The following is a 20,643-nucleotide window of genomic DNA, read 5'->3' as shown; positions in this document are numbered from 1 at the left end:
GGCGCCGTCGCGCCGTACCCGACGCGCTTCCGTGGAACCGGCATCCGCCCGAGTGACGCCGGGCAGTCACTCCACGCAGCACCATGTGACGGAGGTGTGTGCGGGGTGAGGAGCAGACGTGTTGAGACGCAACTCCTTCCGGCTGCCCCGGCACCCGGCTTCCGTCGGTCTCGCCCGGCGCCGGGTCCGGGACCATCTGGCCGACTGGGGGCACGGACCGGATGATCCGGCACTCGCCGACGCGGTACTGCTGGTGTCGGAGCTGGCCACCAACGTGGTGCGCCACGGGCCGCTCCTGGAGCGGGAGTTCGAGGTCGCCGTGACCGCCCTCGCGGACGGATCCTGCCTCATAGAGGTGTCCGACGAGGGCCGGCTGGAGCCCCGGCTGCGGGTGGTCGGCCAGTTCGAGGAGACCGGCCGCGGTCTGCACCTGGTGGAGAACGTCGCCGCCGCGTGGGGGGTCTGGAGCCGGGGCCGGCACGGCAAGACCGTGTGGGCGCTGGTGATGGCCGACTGATTGGGCGTACGCGTCAGGTCACCGCCCCTCGCACTCCCGCACCGGCAGCGTGACCGTCACCGCCAGCCCCTCGCCCGGGGCCGTGCGCACCGCCACCTCACCGCCGTGCGCCCGGACCACGCCCTGCACGATCGCCAGACCCAGGCCGCTGCCCGCGCCGCCGCCGACCCGGAAGAACCGGTCGAAGACGCGGGCCGCGTCGTGCGCGGACAGTCCCGGACCCTCGTCGGCGACACACAGCCGTACGACCCCGTCCGCGCGCTCGACCTCCAGCCGCACCGGCACGTCGGCGGGCGTGTGCGTGTGCACGTTGCCCACCAGGTTGCCCAGGACCTGTCTGAGCCCCGACTCGTCGGCCCGCACCAGCAGGGAGCCCTCGGCGGCGACCTCGACGGGCCGGTCCGGCTGCTGCACCCGCAGGTCCTCGGCGGCGTCCCGCACCAGCCGGCTCAGGTCGACGTTCCTGAAGCGCAGTTCGGGCTGCTGGTCGAGGCGGGCGAGGGTGAGCAGTTCGTCGACGAGGCGCCCCATCCGGTCGGTCTCCGCGAGGACCCGCGCCCAGGCACGCTTGCGCTCGTCCGGGTCGGAGAGCATGCCCTTGTCGTAGAGCTGGAGGTAGCCGCGTATCGCGGACAGCGGGGTGCGCAGCTCGTGCGAGGCGTCGGCGACGAAGCTGCGCAGCTGGGCCGCGCTGCGCTCGCGCGTGCGGTACGCCGACTCGACCTGGTGGAGCATGGAGTTGAGGGCGACCCGGAGCTGCTCGACCTCCAGGGTGGTCCCGCAGCTCGAGGGGATGCGCCGGGTCAGATCGCCCTCGGCGATCGCCGAGGAGGTCTCCACCATGTCCTCCAGCGGCCGCATCCGGCGCCGGACACTGAACATCGTCAGACAGGCCAGCAGGGCGAGCAGCAGGCTGCCGATCGCGAGGTCGAGCTTGACGGCCTTGGCGACGCCCTGGTGCAGGACGTCGGTGGGAGCGGCGAGCAGCGCGTACGTGCCGTCGCCGAGCCGTGCCGCCGTGGCGCGGTAGGTGGAGCCGTCCAGGCTGACGTCGTGCGGCTCGGAGTCGGCGGCGAGCGCGCGCGGGTCGCCCGCCGCCTTCGCCAGGTCCCGCTGGGACTCGCTCGGGTCGAAGCCGAGGATCCCGATCGGCTCGCCCCGGCTGTCGACGGCCGCGAAGACGGTTCCCGCCGAGCGCTCCTCGTCCGCGTGCGTGGGGATGAGCCGGTCGCGGACGAAGCTCAGCATGCTCAGCGAGTCGATCTCCCGCAGTGTGAGCTGCGAACCGCCCAAGGAGTCCCGGGTCTTGATGAGCTGACTGTCGATCTGGTCGAGCAGGTAGTAGCGCATGCCCATCACGCTCACGGCGGTCGCCGCGACGATGCCGATCGCGAGCAGTGCCACATTGGCCAAGGTCAGCTTGCCGCGCAGCGAGCGGATGCCCTGTCGGCCGCGGAAGAGGCGACGAGGCGGGCGCAGCCTCATGCGAGCCCGTATCCGACGCCCCGCCTGGTGGTGATCACCGGCGGTCCCAGGGTGTCCAGCTTGCGCCGCAGATAGCTGATGTAGGTCTCGACGACGGTCGACTCGGGCGGGGTGTGCTCGTACTGCCAGACGTGGCGCAGGAGTTGCTCCTTGGGGACGATCCGGCCGCCGTTGCGCACCAGGAAGCGCAGGAGCGCGTACTCGGTGGGGGTGAGCTGGACCGTGCGGCCGTCGCGGTGCACCGAGTACGTCGTCTCGTCCAGCTCCAGGTCGCCGTAGCGCAGCGGGGGCCGCTGCGGCAGGACGTCGGCCGGGCGGGTGCGGCGCAGGACGGCGGAGATCCTGGCGACGACCTCGTCGATGTTGAACGGCTTGGTGATGTAGTCGTCACCGAAGCCGAGGGCACCGACGATCTCGGCGGGGGAGTCCCGCGCGGTGAGGAAGACCACGGCCAGGTCCGGCCGCCGCTCGCGCAGCTCACGGCCGAGGGCGCGGCCGTCGCCGTCGGGCAGCATGACGTCCAGCAGGGCCGCGTCCGGGCGGGTGCGGTCGGTCAGCGCGAGCGCCTCGCGGACGGAGCCGGCGACCATCACCTCGAACCGGTGGTAGCGCAGGGCGATGGCGAGGACGTCGGCGATGCTCTCCTCGTCCTCCACCACCAGCACGGTGCCCGGACTTCGCGTCTCTCCCCCAGTCATGCCCCCAGTATCGGCCGGGGCACTGACAACCGGGCCGGTTCGCCCTTTGGAGTTCCTTGAGAGTCATGGGTCTCTCATGTCCACACGCGCGTGTGCCGCCAATCCTGTTGCGAGGACCTGGGGGACCGACCGAAGACCGACAGGGAGTGTGGAGCGTGGCGGTATTGGCACGCTGGTGCTATCGGCACCGGCTGGTGGTCCTGTTGCTGTGGGTGGGGGCGTTGTTCGGCCTCGGCGCGGCGGGTTCGTCCGCGGGCACGAACTACGCGGACGTCTTCTCGCTGCCGGACACGGACTCCAAGAGGGCGTACGACCTGCTGGAGAAGGCCTTCCCGGAGCGCGCGGGCGACACCGACACCGTGGTGTGGAAGGTCGACGAGGGTTCGGTGCGGGACGCGTCCGTACGGTCCCGGATCGAGCCCGCGCTGAAGGAGATCGGCGCCATGAAGGGCGTCGGCGAGGTCACCGACCCGTACGGCGCGCGGGGCGCGGCACAGGTCAGCAAGGACGGGCGGATCGCGTACGCCCAGGTCACGTTCGCGGAGCAGGCGAACGCCGTACCGAAGGACCTGGTGCAGGACGTCGTCGACGCGGCGGAGCACGCGCGCGGTGACGGCCTCCAGGTCGAACTGGGCGGACAGGCCATCACGCGCGTGCAGGAGCCGCCCACCGGCACCGCCGAGATCGTCGGCATCCTCGCGGCGGCCGTCGTGCTGTTCCTGGCGTTCGGCTCGCTCTTCGCGATGCTGCTGCCGATCCTGGTCGCGCTGTTCGGCGTGGGCACCGGCGTGTTCTCCACGACGCTGATCAGCCACGTCACCAACGTGCCCGAACTCGCGTCGCTGCTGTCCACCCTGATCGGCCTCGGCGTCGGCATCGACTACGCCCTGTTCATCGTCACCCGGCACCGCAAGGGCATCCAGCGCGGCCTCGATCCCGAGGAGGCGGCGGTCACCGCCCTCAACACCTCCGGGCGGGCCGTGCTGTTCGCGGGCGGCACGGTGTGCATCGCGCTGGCCGGCATGCTGGTGACCAACCTGCGCTTCCTGGACGGCGTGGTCATCGGCACCTCGCTGACCGTCGTCCTGAGCGTCCTCGCGGCCGTGACCCTCCTGCCCGCGCTGCTGGGCCTCCTGGGCCACCGGGTCCTCAGCCGCCGTCAGCGGCGCAGGCTGGCCGCGCAGGGCCCCGACACGGACCGTCCGAGCGGCCTCGCCGCCCGCTGGTCCGCGACCGTCGAACGCCGCCCGCGCACGGTGGCCGTCCTCGCGGTCGCCGTCATGGCGCTGCTCGCCCTGCCGCTGCTGTCCCTGCGCCTCGGAACCGTGGACCAGGGCAACGACGAGGCGTCCTCGACCACCCGCAAGGCCTACGACCTGCTCGCCGAGGGCTTCGGTCCGGGCTTCAACGGACCGCTCCAGGTCGTCGTGGAGGGCGACGCGGGCGAGTCGCTGGTCAGCACGATCCGCGGGACCGAGGGCGTGGCCCAGGTGGCCTCCGCGCCCCCCGCCAACGGCGTGACGGTGATCCAGGTCGTCCCGACGACCTCACCGCAGGCCGAGCAGACCGACGAACTCATCGACACCCTGCGGGGCGAGGTGATCCCGGACGCGGGCGTCACGGCGCACGTGGGCGGTGTCACGGCGGTCTCCAAGGACTTCGCGTCGGTGACGGCGGACCGGCTGCCGTACTTCATCGCCACGATCATCGGGCTGGGCTTCCTGCTGCTCCTGATCGCCTTCCGCTCGATCGTGGTCCCGCTGACGGCCGCCCTCATGAACCTGATCGCGGCCGCCGCCTCCTTCGGCGTCCTGGTCGCGATCTTCCAGTGGGGCTGGGGCCTGGACCTGCTCGGCCTCGGCAAGGAGGGCCCCATCGCGGCCTTCCTCCCGATCATCATGCTGTCGCTGCTGTTCGGCCTCTCCATGGACTACCAGGTGTTCCTGGTCAGCCGGATGCACGAGGAGTGGGTGCACACGCGGGACAACGCGCGCGCGGTGCGCGTCGGGCTCGCCGAGACCAGTCGTGTCATCAACTCCGCGGCCCTGATCATGGTCTGCGTCTTCCTGGCGTTCGTGCTCAGCGGTGACTACGGCGCCGCCATGGCGGGCGTGGGACTCGCCGCCGCGGTCGCCCTGGACGCCTTCATCCTGCGCACGGCTCTGGTGCCGGCCGCGATGCACCTGCTCGGCGACTCCAACTGGTGGCTGCCCAAGGGGCTGGAGAAGCGGCTGCCGCACCTGGCGGTGGAACCGAAGGAGGAGGCGGCGCCCGCGCCGGCGGCCCGCGCGGACAGCGGCCCCGCCTCGGCCGTCCACGGCTTCGTCCGCACCGCGGAGGGCGAGCCCGTGGGGGGCGCGGCCGTCACGCTGCTGTCGGCCGGGGGACGCCAACTGGACCGGGTGGAGACGCTGGCCGACGGCTCGTACATCGTCTCGGTCCCGGCGCCGGGGACGTACCTGCTGGCGACGACGGCCCCGGCGTACGGCTCGCGCGCGCGGCACGTCGTCGTGGGGGAGGGGCCGCTGGTGTACGACGTCGAACTGGCCGAGGGCGAGGTCGACGCCGTCAACTGACGTGACTAGGGCTTCCTGCCGGGGGCCGGCATCACCTTCGTCATCCCCGGCAGGAAGTCCGTGAACAGTTCGTGCACCTCCCGCACGAGCGGCCTGAGCACGCGGAAGCGGGCCAGCGACACGCCCCTCGCGGTGATCCGGGCGCCGCGCTCCGCGAGCCGGTAACTGCGCTCCCGGCCCTCCGTGCGGTCGAAGATCCAGTACAGGACGAGCCCCATCTGGGACAGCCACATCAACTCCGGGAGGATGTCCCGCAGTTCCTCGGGCACCTTCGTCCTGGTCGCCCCCCGCAGCACCTCCCGGTGGACGGCGATCGCCTCCACGCGCGCGTGCTCCGACTCGGGCGAGAAGGGACTGAGCGGGCTGTCGGGGTCGGCGGCGTTCTTGAAGAACTGCACCGCGAACTCGTGGTAGGGCTGCGCGATGTCCAGCCAGACCTTCAGCACGCCCGCGAGCCGTGCCTCCAGGTCGCTCTCCCGGGCCAGGACGTCCCGGACCGCCACCTGGTGCTCGGCGGCGATCCGGTCGTAGAAGCCCTGGATCAGGTGCTCCTTGCCGGCGAAGTAGTAGTACGCGTTGCCGACGGAGACGCCGGCCTCCTGGGCGATGGCCCGCATGGTGGTCTTGTCGTACCCCCGCTCCTGGAACAGCCGCATGGCGGTCTCCAGGATCAGCGCGCGAGTCTGTTCGGACTTGGTGGACGGCGCGGAGCCCTCTTCGGGGCCTTCGTTCTTGGCGGGCACGACAAGAGAGCCTAGCCAGTGGCGCGGGCGCCGCCGTCACACCCCGGCGCGGTGCGGGTCCAGCCGCGACCGGGGTCGTACGACCACCCGTCCGTCCGCCGGTACACCTGCCCGCCCCACCCCGCGCCACCGGGCCGCGTCCCGCCGCCCCACTGGGCCCCGCGCCACTTCGCCGCGGCGAGCACGGCCCCCCTGGCGAACCGGGCGCCCGACGGGGTGCTGAGGCGATGCGCGAGTCCCCTGTGCTCGCGCAGCGCCCACAGCGTGACGATCCAGGCGGCCGCGGCGCGGTAGACCTGCCCGGAGTCGCCGACCACGGTGATCTCGTCGAGCGTGGCCCGGTGGTCCAGCCCGGGAAACCGCCGCCGGGCCTCCTCCGAGGCGGCCGGCACCAGTTCCAGCGGCACCAGCTGCGGCTGCCGTACGAGCCAGTCGCGCAGGAAGGCGCAGAGCGAGCACTCGGCGTCGTAGAGGACGGTGAGCCGGCGGACCGGAGTCGTCCGGTCCGCCGTGGGGGCGTTGGCCGTCATGCCCGGACCCAGTCCTGCGGCGCGACCGGCGGCACCTGCTCGCGCTCCATGGCGCCGCGCCTGCGGATCTTGTTGAGGACGTACACGTTGGCCAGGTGCATCACGCCGAGCACCAGCAGCACCACGCCCAGCTTGGTGGACAGGGCCTCGAAGATGCCGCGGGTGTCCTCGATCGTGCCGTCGCCGCTGAGGTAGAGGGCGACGAACCCGAGGTTCACGAGGTAGAAGCCGACCACCAGGAGGTGGTTGACGGCCTCGGCGAGCTTCTCGTTCCCGCGCAGCACGTCGGCGAGGAAGATCCGTCCGTTCCTGCTCAGCGTGCGGGCCACCCAGACCGTCAGGGCGATGCTGACGACGAGGTAGATGACGTAGGCGACGACCGTGCGGTCCATGCGCCTCCCCCTTCTTGAACGCGTTCAAAACGCTGACGGGGAAGACTCTAGACCTACTTTTGAACGTGTTCAACTCGTTGGCGGAGAGGTCTGCGTCACGCGTGCGCGTGCCTTTCCTCAAGTGCGCCGGGCGAGCTCCGGACGCTTGGTGTAGTCGGTGAGGCCGAGGACGTTGCCCCAGGGGTCCGCGATCTCGACCGTCCAGCCGGTGGCCACCGAGAAGGGCTCGTCGAGCAGTTCGACGCCGGCGGCGCGCAGCTCCCGGGCGGCGGACCTGGCGTCCGGGACCTCCAGCCACACGCGCGTGGCGGGCCACGGCGGCGGCCGGTGTCCCAGTCCCTCCTCCTGCCGGAGCAGGATCCCGGGCGTCTCGCCGCCCACCTTCAGCAGGGCGATCCCGGCCTCGTCGAGCCGGAAGCCCACGCTGAAGCCCGCGCGCTCGTAGAAGGGGACGGCCTCGGCGAGGTCCCCGACGGGCAGCAGCACGTTGTCGAAGCCGAGCAGTTCGTACGACAGGTCATCTGACATGTCGTCAGATTAGGCCCGTGGTCCCGGAACGGGCTTCTGCGACGCGGTGTCCGTCGGGCATGATGACCGGGCTCATTGTCGTCTTTTCACGCGGGTCCTCCCGCTTCGGTCCCCAGGAGCAGTCCCCTTGAGCGAACAGCAGGGCCACGAACAGCAGGACCCCCAGCAGGGCCCGCCGCCGGGATACCAGCAGCCGGGACCGCAGCCGGGCTACCCGCCGCCGGGGCACCCGCCCCCGGGCCCGCACCAGCAGGGTTACCAGCAGCAGGGCTACCCGCCTCCCGGATTCCCGCCGCCGGGCTACTACCCGCCCCCCGGGACGTACACCGGAGACCCCAACGCCCCCTACGGCTACGACCCGTACGGGCGTCCGTACTCCGACAAGTCGAAGGTCATCGCGGGCATCCTCCAGCTCACCCTCGGCGGCTTCGGCGTCGGACGCTTCTACCTCGGCAACGTGGGGATGGGGCTCGCCCAGCTCTTCACCTGCGGCGGCCTGGGCATCTGGTCGCTGATCGACGGAATCCTCCTGCTCACCGGGAACGACCACACCGATGAACACGGCCGGATCCTCCGCAGCTAGGGCACGGGGGACCGAACCCCCGCTGCCTCCGCCGCCCCCGCGGCGCTCCCCGCTCCGTCACCCCGCGACGGCGCCCGCGGCGGTGCTGGCCGCGGGCGCCGCCGGTGCCGGGTACCTCTACGGCACCGACCCGCACGAGCCCGGCCACGTCCTGCCGCAGTGCCCGTTCCGCATGCTCACCGGGCTGCTCTGCCCCGCCTGCGGCGGCACCCGCATGGTGTACGACCTGATGCACGGCCACTTCACGGAGGCATGGCTCGACAACCGCGCCCTGCTGCTCGCCTCGCCGTACGCCCTTGTCCTGCTGGGCCGCTGGGCGTGGGCGGGCCTGCGCGGCCGTCGCCGGCGCCTCACGCTGAGCCCCCGGGCGCAGGTGGCCGTCCTCACGCTCGCCGTGACCTGGACGGTGGCCCGCAACATCGTCTAGCCCCGGCCCGCCGGACAGGCTCCGGTCCAGCCGGTTGCGACGGACCCCGGATCAGGACGCCGTCACAGGTGGTCGTAGCCGTCCCTGACGACCTCCCGGGCCAGCGCCCTGCGCACGTCCGCCAGCTCGGCGGCGATCCGCTCCGACCGGCCGGGGTCCGCCGTCACCGAGGCGGGCACCGGCGGGCCCTCCAGCAGGAGCCGGCGCCGCAGATGGGTCGGCGGGTGACTCGCGTCGACACTGTGGCCCCGGAGCGCCCCGGCCCGGCGCTGCCGCTCGTACTCGGACTCCGGGATCGAGTCCATGTGGCCTGTGGGCGGCGCTCGCCGCTCCGACCGCCCACGCGCCGGAAAGGGGAGGGCCCCGCCCCCCGGTTCACACCGGGGGAGGGGCCCGTCTCACCGCAGGAGAGCGGAGATCAGAAGCGCCGGGTGATCAGCGCCCGCTTGACCTCCTGGATCGCCTTCGTGACCTCGATGCCGCGCGGACAGGCGTCCGTGCAGTTGAACGTCGTGCGGCAGCGCCACACGCCGTCGCGGTCGTTGAGGATCTCCAGGCGCTGCTCGCCCGCCTCGTCACGCGAGTCGAAGATGAAGCGGTGGGCGTTGACGATGGCCGCCGGACCGAAGTACTGGCCGTCGTTCCAGAAGACCGGGCACGAGGAGGTGCAGGCCGCGCAGAGGATGCACTTCGTGGTGTCGTCGAAGCGCTCGCGGTCCTCCGCCGACTGGAGGCGTTCCCGGGTCGGCTCGTTCGTGTCCTTCGTGATCAGGAAGGGCATCACGTCGCGGTACGCCTGGAAGAACGGCTCCATGTCGACCACGAGGTCCTTCAGGACCGTCAGGCCCTTGATGGGCTCGACCGTGATCGGCTTCGACGGGTTGATGTCCTTGATCAGCGTCTTGCACGCCAGACGGTTCTTGCCGTTGATCCGCATCGCGTCCGAGCCGCAGATGCCGTGCGCGCAGGAGCGGCGGAAGGTCAGCGAGCCGTCCTGCTCCCACTTGATCTTGTGCAGGGCGTCGAGGACACGTTCCTTCGGGTCGATCTCGAGCTGGAAGTCCTCCCAGGTCGCCTCCGCCGAGACTTCGGGGTTGAAGCGGCGGATCCGGAACGTGGCCGTGATGTACGGGGAGTCGGCGAAACCGGGCTCGGGCGTGCCGGCCGCGTCTGCCTTGTCCAGGGTCGGGGTTGCCATCAGTACTTACGCTCCATCGGCTGGTAGCGGGTCTGGACGACCGGCTTGTAGTCGAGTCGGACGGTCTCGGTGCCGTCGTCGCCCACCTCGCGGTACGCCATGGTGTGGCGCATGAAGTTGACGTCGTCGCGGTTCGGGTAGTCCTCGCGGTAGTGACCGCCGCGGGACTCCTTGCGGGCCAGCGCGGAGACCGCCATGACCTCGGCGAGGTCCAGCAGGTTGCCGAGCTCGACGGCCTCCAGCAGGTCCGTGTTGAAGCGCCGGCCCTTGTCCTGGATCGCCACGTTCTTGTAGCGCTCGCGCAGCTCCGCGATCTTCTCGACCGCCGTCTTGATCGTCTGCTCGGTGCGGAACACCATGACGTTCGCGTCCATGGTCTCCTGCAGCTCGCGCCGCAGCACCGACACGCGCTCCGTGCCCGTCGAGGCCCGGAGCTGCTCCACCTGCGAGACCACGAACTCCGCCGGGTTCTCCGGCAGCTCCACGAAGTCCGCCTTCTGGCTGTACTCCGCCGCCGCGATACCGGCCCGCTTGCCGAACACGTTGATGTCGAGCAGCGAGTTGGTGCCCAGGCGGTTGGCCCCGTGCACCGAGACGCAGGCGACCTCGCCGGCCGCGTACAGGCCCGGGACGACGGTGGTGTTGTCCGCCAGGACCTCACCCTCGACGTTCGTCGGGATGCCGCCCATCGCGTAGTGCGCGGTGGGCTGGATCGGGATCGGGTCCGTGTAGGGCTCGATGCCGAGGTAGGTGCGGGCGAACTCGGTGATGTCCGGGAGCTTGGCGTCCAGCTGCTCCGGCGGCAGGTGCGTGAGGTCCAGGTACACGTGGTCGCCCTCGGGACCGCAGCCGCGGCCCTCGCGGATCTCCGTGTAGATGGAGCGGGACACGACGTCACGGGACGCGAGGTCCTTCATGACCGGCGCGTACTTCTCCATGAAGCGCTCGCCGTCCTTGTTGCGCAGGATGCCGCCCTCACCGCGGGCGCCCTCCGTCAGCAGGATGCCCATGCGCCAGATGCCGGTCGGGTGGAACTGGAAGAACTCCATGTCCTCCAGCGGCAGCCCGCGACGGTAGACGGCGGCCTGGCCGTCACCGGTCAGGGTGTGCGCGTTGGACGTCACCTTGAAGAACTTGCCGCAGCCGCCGGACGCGTAGATCACGGCCTTCGCCTGGAAGACGTGGATCTCGCCGGTCGCCAGCTCGTACGCCACGACACCGGCCGACTTCTTGACGCCGTCGACCTCGGTGATCAGCTGGTCCAGGACGTAGAACTCGTTGAAGAACTCCACGCCCTCCTTCACGCAGTTCTGGTACAGCGTCTGAAGGATCATGTGGCCGGTGCGGTCGGCCGCGTAGCAGGAGCGGCGGACGGGCGCCTCACCGTGGTTGCGGGAGTGACCGCCGAAGCGCCGCTGGTCGATCGTGCCGTTCGGCGTGCGGTTGAACGGCAGGCCCATCTTCTCCAGGTCGAGGACCGAGTCGATGGCCTCCTTCGCCAGGATCTCCGCGGCGTCCTGGTCGACCAGGTAGTCACCACCCTTGACCGTGTCGAAGGTGTGCCACTCCCAGTTGTCCTCCTCCACGTTGGCGAGCGCGGCGGCCATGCCGCCCTGCGCGGCGCCCGTGTGGGAGCGGGTGGGGTAGAGCTTGGTCAGGACCGCGGTGCGGCTGCGCTTCGTCGACTCGATGGCCGCGCGCATGCCCGCGCCGCCGGCGCCGACGATGACGGTGTCGTACTTGTGGATCTTCATGATTCTCGCAGCCCCGTGCCTAGCGGATGTTCGGGTCGAAGGTGAAGATCACCAGCGTGCCCAGCAGGATGGTGAACACCGTGGCGGTGTAGAGCAGGCCCTTGAGCCACAGCCGGGTGTTCGGGCGCTCCGCGTAGTCGTTGATGATCGTGCGCAGGCCGTTGGCGCCGTGCAGCATCGCGAGCCACAGCATCATCAGGTCCCAGACCTGCCAGAACGGGGACGCCCAGCGGCCGGCCACGAAGGCGAAGCCGATCTTCGAGACGCCGCCGTCCAGCACGAGCTGGATCAGCAGGTGGCCGATGACCAGGACGACCAGCACGACACCCGACAGGCGCATGAACAGCCACGCGGCCATCTCGAAGTTGCCGCGGGTCGAGCGGGGGGTCTTCTTGGTGCGCTTGCGCGGGGCCTCGATCAGGGGCGCCGGGTTGTCGACGCCGTAGCCGGAGTCGCCCTCGACGGGGCCGATTCCGGAAGCGGTGGTTTCAGTGGTCGCCATCGGTATCAGCTCCCGAACAGTTCACGAGCGGCGTGGCCGAGGACGGGGTAGATCGCCCCGATCATGAGCACGACCCACAGGCCCACGACGGACCAGAGCATCTGCTTCTGGTAGCGCGGGCCCTTCGACCAGAAGTCGACGGCGATGACGCGCAGGCCGTTGAGCGCGTGGAAGAGGATGGCGGCCACGAGGCCGTACTCCAGGCACGCGACGAGCGGGGTCTTGTACGTGGCCACGACCTTGTCGTAGTCCTCGGGTGAGACACGGACGAGAGCGGTGTCCAGCACGTGAACGAACAGGAAGAAGAAGATGAGGACGCCGGTGACTCGATGAGCCACCCAGGACCACATTCCTTCCCGGCCGCGGTACAGCGTTCCAGCCGGCACGGAAGTCCCTCCGGGAGCGGGGTGTCGGGGCCTGCCGGCTTGTGCTGTCGGTCGGGCCCGGCCGGGTACGGTCCACCGGCCCCCAGCATCGTAGCGACGTGTTGTCGGAACGCTTACGCCGGGCCTATCTGTGTGATCAAAGTGGCACGCGGATGGGTGAGCTATGCGGCTAATGAGGCGGCCCGGACGGCTATGTGCCGGGTACGGGCCGCGGGGGCCGGTCGCGCCCGTGCGGCGGCAGCCGCGGACCGACTACAGCCCCGAGCCTCCGAGGAACCTCGCCAGCCGCCCCCTCGCCGTGCGGCGGAGCTCCTCGGCCGCCACCACCCGTTCCTCCTCGGGATCGTTCGTCAATCGTGACCGGATGCCCGCCAGGACGTGGTCCAGGGCCTCGTCGGCGGGCAGACCGTCCAGACAGATGACGAAGGCGTGTCCGAAACGGGCCTCGTAGGCCGCGTGGGCCGCGCCCAGGGCCATGTGGGCCGCCGAGTAACCGCCGTCCGGCAGCGCCGGCAGGGTCTCGGACGCGAGGGCCTCGGAGAGATCCGACGAGGTCAGGTCGTACGCCGCCTCGTCCGCGGCGGCGAGCAGCGCGTCCACGGTCGGGTAGGGGCGGTGGGCCACGATCCGCTCCGCCCAGCGCGGACTGCGCAGACAGTCCAGGAGCAGGGGGCACGCCTCGTCGGCGGGCGCGTTGTTGAAGGCGTCCAGGACGGTGGGCAGGGACGGTATGGCCAGTCGGCCGGGAGAATGTGTGGGCGTCACGTGCGTTTCGGCAGGGGAAGCTGTGAGAGGTGTGACCTCACGTTATCGAGTGTGGACATGACCTGTCCGACGGATGCCCGAATTTCACCCGCACGGGAGAGTTTCGGAACGTGTGGTGGACACGGCCGTGCCTCTCGAGGCCCTAGGTTGACGATGTGAGCCAGCACAGGAAGCGACCGGAGAAGCAGGCACGGGGGCTGATCGCGGGCGCGGTCGCCGTCACCGTCGTGGCCGGAGTGGGTCTCGGGCTGTGGGCGGGCGGCGACGGTGAGCCGGCCGGATCGGCCCAGTCCCGGGCCCAGTCACCCCAGGGCGGCAGGGCGGAGAGCTCCCGGGCCCCGAGCCCGACCCCCAGTCCCACCCGGTCCTACCCCCTGTCCACCACCCCCCGCACCATCCCCGCCGTGCGCGCCCACACCCCCGCGCGCGGCCCCGGCTGGCGTCCCGCCTCCGGCCTGCGCGTGGTCGTGAACGACGCCGACCTCGCCGACGAGGGCCGGCTGCTCGCCGGTGAGCTGGGGCTGCGGTACGCCGGGCAGAAGGACGACGTGCGCGCCGGGGACGTACGCCTCACGCTCAACGACGACGAGGGCGCGGACCCGGAGTCGTACCGCATGACCGTGCGCGGCGGGCGGGTCGCCATCAGCGCGCCGGACGACGCGGGCGTGTTCTACGGCACCCGCACGCTCAAGCAGGAGGTGCGCGGCGGCGGTACGGCCCCGGAGGGCGTGGTGCGCGACGAGCCCGCCAAGCCGGTGCGCGGGTTCTTCCTGGACATGGCGCGCAAGCCCTTCACGGCCGGCTGGATCGAGGACCGGGTCCGGGAACTGGGCGACCTGAAGTACAACCAGCTCCAGCTGCACTTCTCCGACGACCAGGGCTTCCGGATCGAGTCCTCCTCGCACCCGGAGATCGTGTCGCGCCAACACCTGACGAAGGCGCAGGTCAGGAAGATCGTCGCGCTGGCGGCGCAGCGGCACATCCGGGTCGTGCCGGAGATCGACTCGCCCGGACACCTGGGCGCGGTCCTCGCCGCGCACCCCGAGCTCCAGTTGCGCAGTGCGGCGGGGACCGTGGCGCGCGGCGCCGTGGACATCTCCAACCCCGCCTCGGCGAAGCTCGTCGACGACCTGCTGAAGGAGTACGCGGGGCTGTTCCCCGGCGTCGACTGGCATCTCGGCGGTGACGAGTACCGGGCGCTGATGGTGTCCGATCCGGCCGCGACCTACCCCCAGCTCGCCTCCGCCGCCCGCAAGGCGTACGGCTCGGGCGCCACCGTCGAGGACCTGACGACCGGGTGGCTCAACGACCGCGCCGAGACCGTCCGCGCGCTCGGCAGGAAACCGCTGGCCTGGAACGACGGCTTCTTCCGGGGGACGTCCGTCCGGCCCGCCGACGACATCCGGGTCGCCTACTGGACGGGCAAGGAGATCGGCGCCCGGCAGCCGCTGGAGTACCTGAGCGCGGGGCGGGACGTCGTCAACTACAACGACAAGTTCCTCTACTACGTCCTCGGGCAGCCCAACCAGTTCTACTACCCGACGGGACAGCGGATCTACGAGGAGTGGACCCCAAGAGTCCTGCGCGGCACGACGGCCGTCCCCGCGAAGTACGACGACCGGATCCTCGGCGGGTCCTTCGCGGTGTGGTGCGACTTCCCGAACGCCCAGACGCAGGACCAGATCGCGGCGGGCGTCCGGATGCCGCTGCGGGCGACCGCGCAGAAGCTGTGGGATCCGGGCAGGCCCGCCCTGACCTGGACGCGGTTCAAGGCACTGGCGGACAGGCTGGGCTGACGGGCGGGGGATTCCCTGTGGACGTTCCGGGCCGCCGAACCGTATGTTCCGCATGCCGCGCGTGAGGCTCTGGGGAGAACCCGCGCGGTCCGCTGATCATCCACACCTCGGGGGACCTCGCCATGCTCTGCACGCGCTGCCATCACTTCGAAGCGGCACCGGACGGCGTCCTGTGCACCCGGTGCGCCACCCCGGCCGGGTTCCAGGCCCCGCCGGCCGGCGCCCCGAAGGCCCGGCTGCGCTCGCCCGTCGGGCTCGGACGCGCCACCGCGGTGCTGCTCGCCGTGACCGCTGCCGTCGACGCGTTCGCCGTCGGGGCGGACTTCCTGACCTACGACGTCACAGGTGACGTCCTCGGAGGCGCCTCCGGGGACTCCGTGCCGGACCGGGCCGACCTGGCGGACACGCTCACCGCCGTGGCCGCCTCCGCGCAGGCCGCCGTGCTGCTGGCCTGTTCCGTCGTCTTCGTGATCTGGCTCTGGCGGGTACGGGTCAACGCCGAGGTGTTCGCCCCGGAGGGGCACAGCAAGGCGCGCGGCTGGGTCATCGCGGGATGGGTCGTGCCGATCGCGGGCTTCTGGTATCCGCGCCGGGTGGTCCTCGACGTCTGGGACGCGAGCAGCCCTGAGGGCAGGCGCGAGGGGCACGCCCTGGTCAACGTCTGGTGGACGCTGTGGCTCCTGACGAGCGTCGTCGGGCGGTTGCTGGCCAGTACGGCGGAGGAGGCCGACACCGGTCAGGAGATCCACGACACGGCCGTCCAGATGCTGTTCGCCGACGGGGTCGACCTGGTCGCCGCCCTGGTCGCCGCCGTCCTCGTGCTGCGGCTGACCCGGATGCAGGACGAGAAGGCCCGCAAGGGACCCGCGGTGCCCGTCGCCGGGTGACGGATCTGGTCCAACCTGCTGCGAACTGCCGTACGAATGTGGTGTATTCGGGCCACAACCGTACCGAGCAGCCGGGGGGAACCGGGATGGGCTACTGGGGTTACTTCGTCGTGGGCCGCGGGGAGCGGCCGCTCGCCGAGCTGGACGCGCTGGCCGGCGCCGAGGGCATGGTCCTGCGCGAGTCGGCGCCCGGGGGATGGCAGGTCTGGGAGTACGCCGACGGCGAGGGCGACGTCGGGAACATGAACGCCCTCGCCCAGGAGACCGGTTCGCCCGCGCTCTTCGGATACGTCATGGACAGCGCCTCGGTGGTCCTGGAGGCGGCGGGACCGCGGAGCGGGGCCTGGACGACCTGCCTGGCCCGGTCCGCCATGGCCGGGTATCTCGGGGCCGGCGAGGACGGGCTGACCCTGGAGGACTACTTCCTCGAACCCCCGGACGCGGCCGCGCGGGCCGTCGCCTGGGCCGCGGAGGCGGGGCACGAGGTGGCCGAGGAGCCACTGCTCGACGTACTGAACGCGGAACCCGACCCGTTGGCTGAAAACCTCTTCTTCCGTATGCTCGACCGGCTCGGCGTGGTGCCCCTGTGACACTCCCGGGCCGTCGCACGCAGTAAGGGGAAGTGCGGGTTCCGTTAGGGGACACCGCTCGGCGAAGGGGGCGTGGATGAGTCTGGTGGAGCTGATCGGCCAGGCCGACGAACGCGGCCTGGCCGCCAGCGGGTTGGCTTGTTTGGATCGGTGCGTACCGCTGCTCGGCGGCGACGACGAGGTCCTGCGGCCGCTGTGGGCGGGGCTCGCGGACGACGCCGGGGCCGCGGAGTGGGGCGAACGGCTGGAGCAGGTGCGCGGGAAGCTGGGCGGGGAGTTCGGGGCGGCCGACGAGGAGTCGAGCCAGGACGAGGCCGTCGCGCTGGCCCGCCGGATGCTCGCCGCCGCACCGGCCGAACGGTCCGCCACCGGGGTACGCGCGTGGGCCGACGCCTGCTCGGTCGCCGCGCTGCAGATCCACCGGCTGCTCGACCCCCTGACGGACGCCGGCGACTCCGTCGACGCCCGCCGCGAGGGGCGTACGGAGGGCATGTCCCCGCTCGTCGCCGCCGAACTGCGCCGCCAGATCACCGTCCTGGAGCTGCTTGCCGGTCACGGGCCCGCGGGTCTGCGGCCGGCTCTCGAGGTCTGCACGGAGGGCCGTCGGGTGCTGCGCGCGGTGGTGTCCCGCAGGAGCCGACGGCGCGGATGAGGGCCGTCGGCCCCGGCCGGGCGGACGGGTGGCTCAGTGGACGAGCCACTTGACCACGGCGTCGCCGTACTGCGCCGTCTGCCCGTAGAACGCCGTGAGGTCGCGGTGCGCCGCCGCGAACACCCCCCGCGCCTCGCGTTCCGCGGCCGGCCCGCCGTGTCTCGGCAGCAGTTCCTCGCGGGCGACCCGCCACAGGGCCTCGAAGTCGGCCGACCCCAGGTACGCCGAGACACGGTTCGCCCGGGCCGCGGTCAGCAGCAGGAACGGGGGCTTGTCGTGGTCGCCCGGGTAGACCGGGAGACCCCCCAGGACCACCTCGGCACCGGCGTACAGCAGTTCGTGGTCCAGATAGGACTTGTCCAGCACCTCCTCCCGGTGCCGTCCGATACGTTCGCGTACGGCGTCCCAGTCGTCCTCGAACAGCCGTTGCATCCAGTTCGCGCTGTTGCGCAGGGCCGAGGGCGGCACCGCGCGCAGATGGAAGTAGTCGCTCATCAGAGGAAGGAGCGCACGGCGGGGGTGAATCGTCACTCCGGCGTCAACCTCGCTGCCGGGAGGGTCCTGTGACCGTCCCGGGAGGGTTGCGGCGAAGGTGCGTCGGTCCTGCACCGGTCCCGCCGAGGACCCCCGATCCGGGTGACGAAACACCGTCCCCGAACGCTCTCTCCCTTGTGACGACTGATGTGACGGTTCAGGCAACTGCCCCTACGACGGCTGATGCGACCACCCGCCAGACCAGCCGCCCCGCCGCCGCGGCCAGACCCGTGCGGTGGGCCGCCGACGCCGTGTCGGCGTTGCGCGAGGGCGCGCGGGTGCGGCTCGACTACTCGGCGCAGAGCCTGTGGCGCGTCGACCGGCTGATCGAGGAGATACGGCGGGAAGGGGCGCCGTTCGCGGCCGTGGAGACCGTGCTGCGCGGGCTCGGCGCCTACGCCGGTGAGGTCGTCGTCCGCCAGACCGGCGCCGAGTGGTGGACGAGCGCCGGCGAGCACTGGGTCCGCACGCCCGACGGGCGGCTGTGGGACCCGGTGGACGAGGCCCGCCGCTGCTTCGCCGGGGACGGCTCGCTGCGGCTGCTGTGCCGCGACGCGACGGGTGGCGGGCGGCGCTGAACGCGGGACGGGCGCCCGCCCCCCGGGATGCGGGGGAGCGGACGCCCGTGCCGGTGAACGCGGCGCCGCGCCGGGCTACTTGATGTAGACCAGGCCGTCCGTCGTGATCGTCGGGCGGCCGCTGGTGCCGACCACCACGATCCTCACGGTGTGCTTGGCGCTGCTGGACCAGGACTTGGTCCAGATCGCGTCGCGGTACTTCGTGGTCGAGGACTTCAGGTCCACGGTCGCGACCTTGGTGCCGTCCACGTACACGTACGCCTGCCCGGAGGTGGACGCCCGCGAGACCACCCAGGCGGCGGACCGGCCGGTGAACGTCCAGGTCAGGCTCGCGCCCTTGGAACCGCTGGAGTACGACTTCCCGCCGAGGTAGCTCGTCGAGGAACGGCTCGTCCAGCTGCCGGACTTCGTCGCCGAGGTCTCCTGGAGGATCATCGGCGTGTAGGACGGCGACGAGGTGCGGGTGTTGCCCGCGACGTCGTACGCCTTCATCGACCAGGTGCTCGCGGTACCGGACTTGGCGGTGCGGCTGGAGCCGGTGGTGGTCGGGCCGAAGGTGGCCGTCGTCGGGGAGAGCAGGCTCACCTGCTTGAGGACCGTGTTGTCGGCGGCCTTCCAGCCGAGGGTGACCGGCACGGCGGTGGTGTTGACCGTGCCGGCGCGCAGGGTGATCTTCGGGGTGGTGGAGAAGGTCGGCGCGGTGGTGTCGGTGACGACGGTCAGCGCGGTGGTCGTCGCCGTCTTCCCGGACTGGTGCACGGCCCGCACGGCGACCTTGTGAGTGCCCGCGGCCAGCGTGGTGCCCGCCGAGCCTGCCGTGCCGGAGGTGGTGGCGACGACCTTGCCGTCGACCAGCAGCTCGAACTTCGATATCAGCGAACCCGGCGTGGTCGCCGACCACTTCGCCGTGATCGCGCCCTTGGTGTAGTACGTCGAACCGGACAGGGTCGCGCCGGTCAGCGAGGAGACCTTCAGCCCCTGCACCGGACCGGACGCCCAGGCGCGGACGGTCGGGAGCTGGGCGTAGAGGGAGGTGCCCGGGCACTCGGTGGCGTAGCCGTCGCGGTGGCCGGAGACCCGGTTGAAGGTGTAGAGGCTGCCCGCGGTGAAGCTCGTGCCGACGAGGTTCTTCTGGGTCGCGCCCGCCTTCAACTGGACCGTGGAGTCGGGGTCGACGCCGTACTGGCCGAGCTTCCAGGCCGCGATGCGGGCGACCGAGGCGAGGGCGGCGTTCGAGGCGCCCGCGTCGGTGTAGTTGCCGAGGATCGCGATGCCGGCGGACTCACGGTTCCAGCCGTAGGTGTGCGCGCCGAGGACCGGCAGGTCGACCCCGCCCTTGCGGCCCTCGAAGATCGTGCCGCACTTGTCGACCAGGAAGTTGTAGCCGATGTCGTTCCAGCCGTTGGTCTGTGTGTGGTACGCGTAGACGCCCCGGACGATCGCGGCCGAGTCGGCGCACGAGTAGTCGTTGGTGCCGTCCGTGTGGTGGACGAACACGGCCTTCACATCGGCGTTGTACTCCGAGGGGTCGGGGCTGAGCGACTCGTCGGCACCCCAGCCCGCGCGGGAGACGATCGGCGGCTCGGGGACCGTCGACGGGGGCGCGGTGGGGATGGTGGCGGTCGGGGTCGGCGTGGGCGTCGGCGTCGGTGAGGTGGTGGCGGTGGCCGAGGGGGACGCCGTGACCGTGCCGGTCGGGGTCGGGGTCGGGGTCGGGGTCGGGGTCGGGGTCGGGGTCGGAGTGGGGCTCGTGCTGTCGCTCTCGGTCGGGGTCGGGGTCGGCGTCACGTCCTCGGCGAACGCCGCCGGGTCTGCGTCGCCGCCCGCACTGCGCTGCTCCGCCGCGGTCGCGATGCCCGGGTCGACGAGGTTGACCTCAAGTCCCTTGGGCAGTCCGGCACTCGTGCTGCCGTCCTCGTGGACGACCTGCACCTGCACGCCGTCCGAGGGGCCGACCCACAGCGGCTCGGACGCGCCCCGCGCTCCGCTCCGCTCGTCGGGGTCCTCCGGCGGGTCGATGTGCGTCTCCAGGTCCTGCCACGCCGTCCACTCGCCGGTCTCGCTGCTGCGGGTGCGGACCTGCGCCCTGCCCTCCAGCGGCTTGGTGAGCCCCGTCCACGAGACGCCGAGCAGGGAGAACTGCCTGGTCTCGGTGCGCGGCAGCTCACGCCTGCCGGTCGCGGTGCCCTTCAGCGCCAGGTCGTAGACCTTGACCGGCCGCTTGGGCTGAAGGTCTCCCGCGGCATCGGTCGACGGGCTGGCGACGGCGTAGGTCGCGATGCCGCCGCCTCCCAGAACCACCGCACCGAGCGTCAGCCACGCCCGCCGCTTCATGCTCAGCGGTCTGTACGCACGGCTTTTACGACGACTCACTACCCCACCCCTGAATTGGTCACAGACCTTGAATCCGGTCACAGAAACACCACCTGTCTCACAGGTGGCACTTGGACAGCGCACGAGGAGCCCCAGGTGTCACAGGTGTTCGAGGTCGGGGGCGGCCGGTGAGGTGCGAACCGCTGTGA

23 protein-coding genes are annotated in these 20,643 nt (G+C 71.4%); 9 read left to right on the top strand and 14 right to left on the bottom strand.

Going from position 1 to position 20,643, the window contains the following annotated elements; all coding sequences use genetic code 11:
* Positions 1–118 precede the first annotated feature (118 nt).
* Positions 119–517 carry an ATP-binding protein gene (locus ACIQJT_RS29190; RefSeq protein ID WP_365455773.1) on the top strand — a complete coding sequence of 133 codons (399 nt, stop codon included), beginning with the start codon at positions 119–121 and terminating at the stop codon, positions 515–517.
* 18 nt (positions 518–535) lie between these two features.
* Here ACIQJT_RS29190 and ACIQJT_RS29185 read toward each other — a convergent pair whose 3' ends face one another.
* Both ACIQJT_RS29185 and ACIQJT_RS29180 read right to left on the bottom strand, forming a co-directional pair.
* On the bottom strand, positions 536–2,002 hold the full coding sequence (locus ACIQJT_RS29185; RefSeq protein WP_402648500.1) for an ATP-binding protein: 1,467 nt from the start codon (positions 2,000–2,002) through the stop codon (positions 536–538).
* Positions 1,999–2,700, bottom strand: coding sequence for a response regulator transcription factor (locus tag ACIQJT_RS29180; protein ID WP_053848084.1), 702 nt, complete (start codon positions 2,698–2,700; stop codon positions 1,999–2,001). The genes ACIQJT_RS29185 and ACIQJT_RS29180 overlap by 4 nt, the downstream gene beginning before the upstream one ends.
* A gap of 164 nt (positions 2,701–2,864) precedes the next feature.
* Between ACIQJT_RS29180 and ACIQJT_RS29175 the strand changes: the two genes are divergently transcribed.
* Positions 2,865–5,276, top strand: coding sequence for an MMPL family transporter (locus tag ACIQJT_RS29175; RefSeq protein WP_365456227.1), 2,412 nt, complete (start codon positions 2,865–2,867; stop codon positions 5,274–5,276).
* 5 nt (positions 5,277–5,281) lie between these two features.
* Here ACIQJT_RS29175 and ACIQJT_RS29170 read toward each other — a convergent pair whose 3' ends face one another.
* The 4 genes from ACIQJT_RS29170 to ACIQJT_RS29155 form a co-directional block, all read right to left on the bottom strand.
* Positions 5,282–6,019, bottom strand: coding sequence for a TetR family transcriptional regulator (locus ACIQJT_RS29170; protein ID WP_053848082.1), 738 nt, complete (start codon positions 6,017–6,019; stop codon positions 5,282–5,284).
* 11 nt (positions 6,020–6,030) lie between these two features.
* Positions 6,031–6,549 (bottom strand): thiol-disulfide oxidoreductase DCC family protein, encoded by a 519-nt coding sequence (locus ACIQJT_RS29165; protein WP_402648496.1) that lies wholly within the window; start codon positions 6,547–6,549, stop codon positions 6,031–6,033.
* On the bottom strand, positions 6,546–6,941 hold the full coding sequence (locus ACIQJT_RS29160) for a hypothetical protein (RefSeq protein ID WP_365455762.1): 396 nt from the start codon (positions 6,939–6,941) through the stop codon (positions 6,546–6,548). The genes ACIQJT_RS29165 and ACIQJT_RS29160 overlap by 4 nt, the downstream gene beginning before the upstream one ends.
* Before the next feature lie 117 nt (positions 6,942–7,058).
* Positions 7,059–7,469 carry a VOC family protein gene (locus ACIQJT_RS29155; protein WP_402648494.1) on the bottom strand — a complete coding sequence of 137 codons (411 nt, stop codon included), beginning with the start codon at positions 7,467–7,469 and terminating at the stop codon, positions 7,059–7,061.
* A gap of 127 nt (positions 7,470–7,596) precedes the next feature.
* Between ACIQJT_RS29155 and ACIQJT_RS29150 the strand changes: the two genes are divergently transcribed.
* Both ACIQJT_RS29150 and ACIQJT_RS29145 read left to right on the top strand, forming a co-directional pair.
* Positions 7,597–8,052, top strand: a complete 456-nt coding sequence (locus tag ACIQJT_RS29150; RefSeq protein ID WP_365455756.1) for a TM2 domain-containing protein — start codon at positions 7,597–7,599, stop codon at positions 8,050–8,052.
* Entirely contained in the window at positions 8,024–8,479 is a 456-nt protein-coding gene (locus tag ACIQJT_RS29145; protein WP_402648491.1) for a DUF2752 domain-containing protein, read from the top strand. The genes ACIQJT_RS29150 and ACIQJT_RS29145 overlap by 29 nt, the downstream gene beginning before the upstream one ends.
* Before the next feature lie 62 nt (positions 8,480–8,541).
* On the opposite strand, the gene ACIQJT_RS29140 is transcribed toward ACIQJT_RS29145, so the two are convergent.
* The 6 genes from ACIQJT_RS29140 to ACIQJT_RS29115 all read right to left on the bottom strand — a co-directional run bounded on the left by ACIQJT_RS29140 (position 8,542) and on the right by ACIQJT_RS29115 (position 13,084).
* Entirely contained in the window at positions 8,542–8,784 is a 243-nt protein-coding gene (locus tag ACIQJT_RS29140) for a hypothetical protein (protein ID WP_365455750.1), read from the bottom strand.
* 113 nt (positions 8,785–8,897) lie between these two features.
* Positions 8,898–9,677 carry a succinate dehydrogenase iron-sulfur subunit gene (locus tag ACIQJT_RS29135; RefSeq protein WP_365455747.1) on the bottom strand — a complete coding sequence of 260 codons (780 nt, stop codon included), beginning with the start codon at positions 9,675–9,677 and terminating at the stop codon, positions 8,898–8,900.
* Complete coding sequence (gene sdhA / locus ACIQJT_RS29130; protein ID WP_365455744.1) at positions 9,677–11,431, bottom strand: succinate dehydrogenase flavoprotein subunit; 1,755 nt, start codon at positions 11,429–11,431, stop codon at positions 9,677–9,679. Before sdhA ends, ACIQJT_RS29135 begins: the two co-directional genes overlap by 1 nt.
* 19 nt (positions 11,432–11,450) lie before the next feature.
* A complete protein-coding gene (locus ACIQJT_RS29125; RefSeq protein ID WP_037718879.1) occupies positions 11,451–11,933 on the bottom strand; it encodes a succinate dehydrogenase hydrophobic membrane anchor subunit in 483 nt (160 codons plus the stop codon).
* Positions 11,934–11,938: 5 nt separating this feature from the next.
* The gene (gene sdhC, locus ACIQJT_RS29120) at positions 11,939–12,319 is read right to left on the bottom strand and encodes a succinate dehydrogenase, cytochrome b556 subunit (protein ID WP_007384241.1); all 381 of its coding nucleotides are present in this window, start codon (positions 12,317–12,319) and stop codon (positions 11,939–11,941) included.
* A gap of 252 nt (positions 12,320–12,571) precedes the next feature.
* Positions 12,572–13,084, bottom strand: a complete 513-nt coding sequence (locus tag ACIQJT_RS29115; RefSeq protein WP_402648487.1) for a 2-oxo-4-hydroxy-4-carboxy-5-ureidoimidazoline decarboxylase — start codon at positions 13,082–13,084, stop codon at positions 12,572–12,574.
* Between the two features lie 155 nt (positions 13,085–13,239).
* Here ACIQJT_RS29115 and ACIQJT_RS29110 point away from each other — a divergent pair, with 155 nt between their 5' ends.
* The 4 genes from ACIQJT_RS29110 to ACIQJT_RS29095 all read left to right on the top strand — a co-directional run bounded on the left by ACIQJT_RS29110 (position 13,240) and on the right by ACIQJT_RS29095 (position 17,009).
* Complete coding sequence (locus ACIQJT_RS29110; protein WP_402648484.1) at positions 13,240–14,880, top strand: family 20 glycosylhydrolase; 1,641 nt, start codon at positions 13,240–13,242, stop codon at positions 14,878–14,880.
* A 122-nt stretch (positions 14,881–15,002) separates the two neighbouring features.
* On the top strand, positions 15,003–15,767 hold the full coding sequence (locus ACIQJT_RS29105) for a DUF4328 domain-containing protein (RefSeq protein WP_402648481.1): 765 nt from the start codon (positions 15,003–15,005) through the stop codon (positions 15,765–15,767).
* 86 nt (positions 15,768–15,853) lie between these two features.
* Positions 15,854–16,357, top strand: coding sequence for a hypothetical protein (locus ACIQJT_RS29100; protein ID WP_402648478.1), 504 nt, complete (start codon positions 15,854–15,856; stop codon positions 16,355–16,357).
* A gap of 76 nt (positions 16,358–16,433) precedes the next feature.
* A complete protein-coding gene (locus ACIQJT_RS29095; RefSeq protein WP_402648475.1) occupies positions 16,434–17,009 on the top strand; it encodes a hypothetical protein in 576 nt (191 codons plus the stop codon).
* Positions 17,010–17,042: 33 nt separating this feature from the next.
* Here ACIQJT_RS29095 and ACIQJT_RS29090 read toward each other — a convergent pair whose 3' ends face one another.
* Positions 17,043–17,504, bottom strand: coding sequence for a DUF1877 domain-containing protein (locus ACIQJT_RS29090; RefSeq protein ID WP_402648472.1), 462 nt, complete (start codon positions 17,502–17,504; stop codon positions 17,043–17,045).
* A 176-nt stretch (positions 17,505–17,680) separates the two neighbouring features.
* Here ACIQJT_RS29090 and ACIQJT_RS29085 point away from each other — a divergent pair, with 176 nt between their 5' ends.
* Positions 17,681–18,121: a hypothetical protein gene (locus ACIQJT_RS29085; RefSeq protein ID WP_402648469.1), complete on the top strand. Its 441-nt coding sequence runs from the start codon at positions 17,681–17,683 to the stop codon at positions 18,119–18,121.
* 75 nt (positions 18,122–18,196) lie between these two features.
* Here the strand turns inward: ACIQJT_RS29085 and ACIQJT_RS29080 are convergent, their stop codons facing one another.
* Entirely contained in the window at positions 18,197–20,455 is a 2,259-nt protein-coding gene (locus tag ACIQJT_RS29080; RefSeq protein WP_402648466.1) for a peptidoglycan recognition protein, read from the bottom strand.
* Between the last annotated feature and the right edge of the window lie 188 nt (positions 20,456–20,643).

This window comes from Streptomyces sp. NPDC091972, assembly GCF_044756385.1.
GTDB lineage: Bacteria > Actinomycetota > Actinomycetes > Streptomycetales > Streptomycetaceae > Streptomyces.
This window is presented reverse-complemented; position numbering and strand designations above follow the sequence as displayed.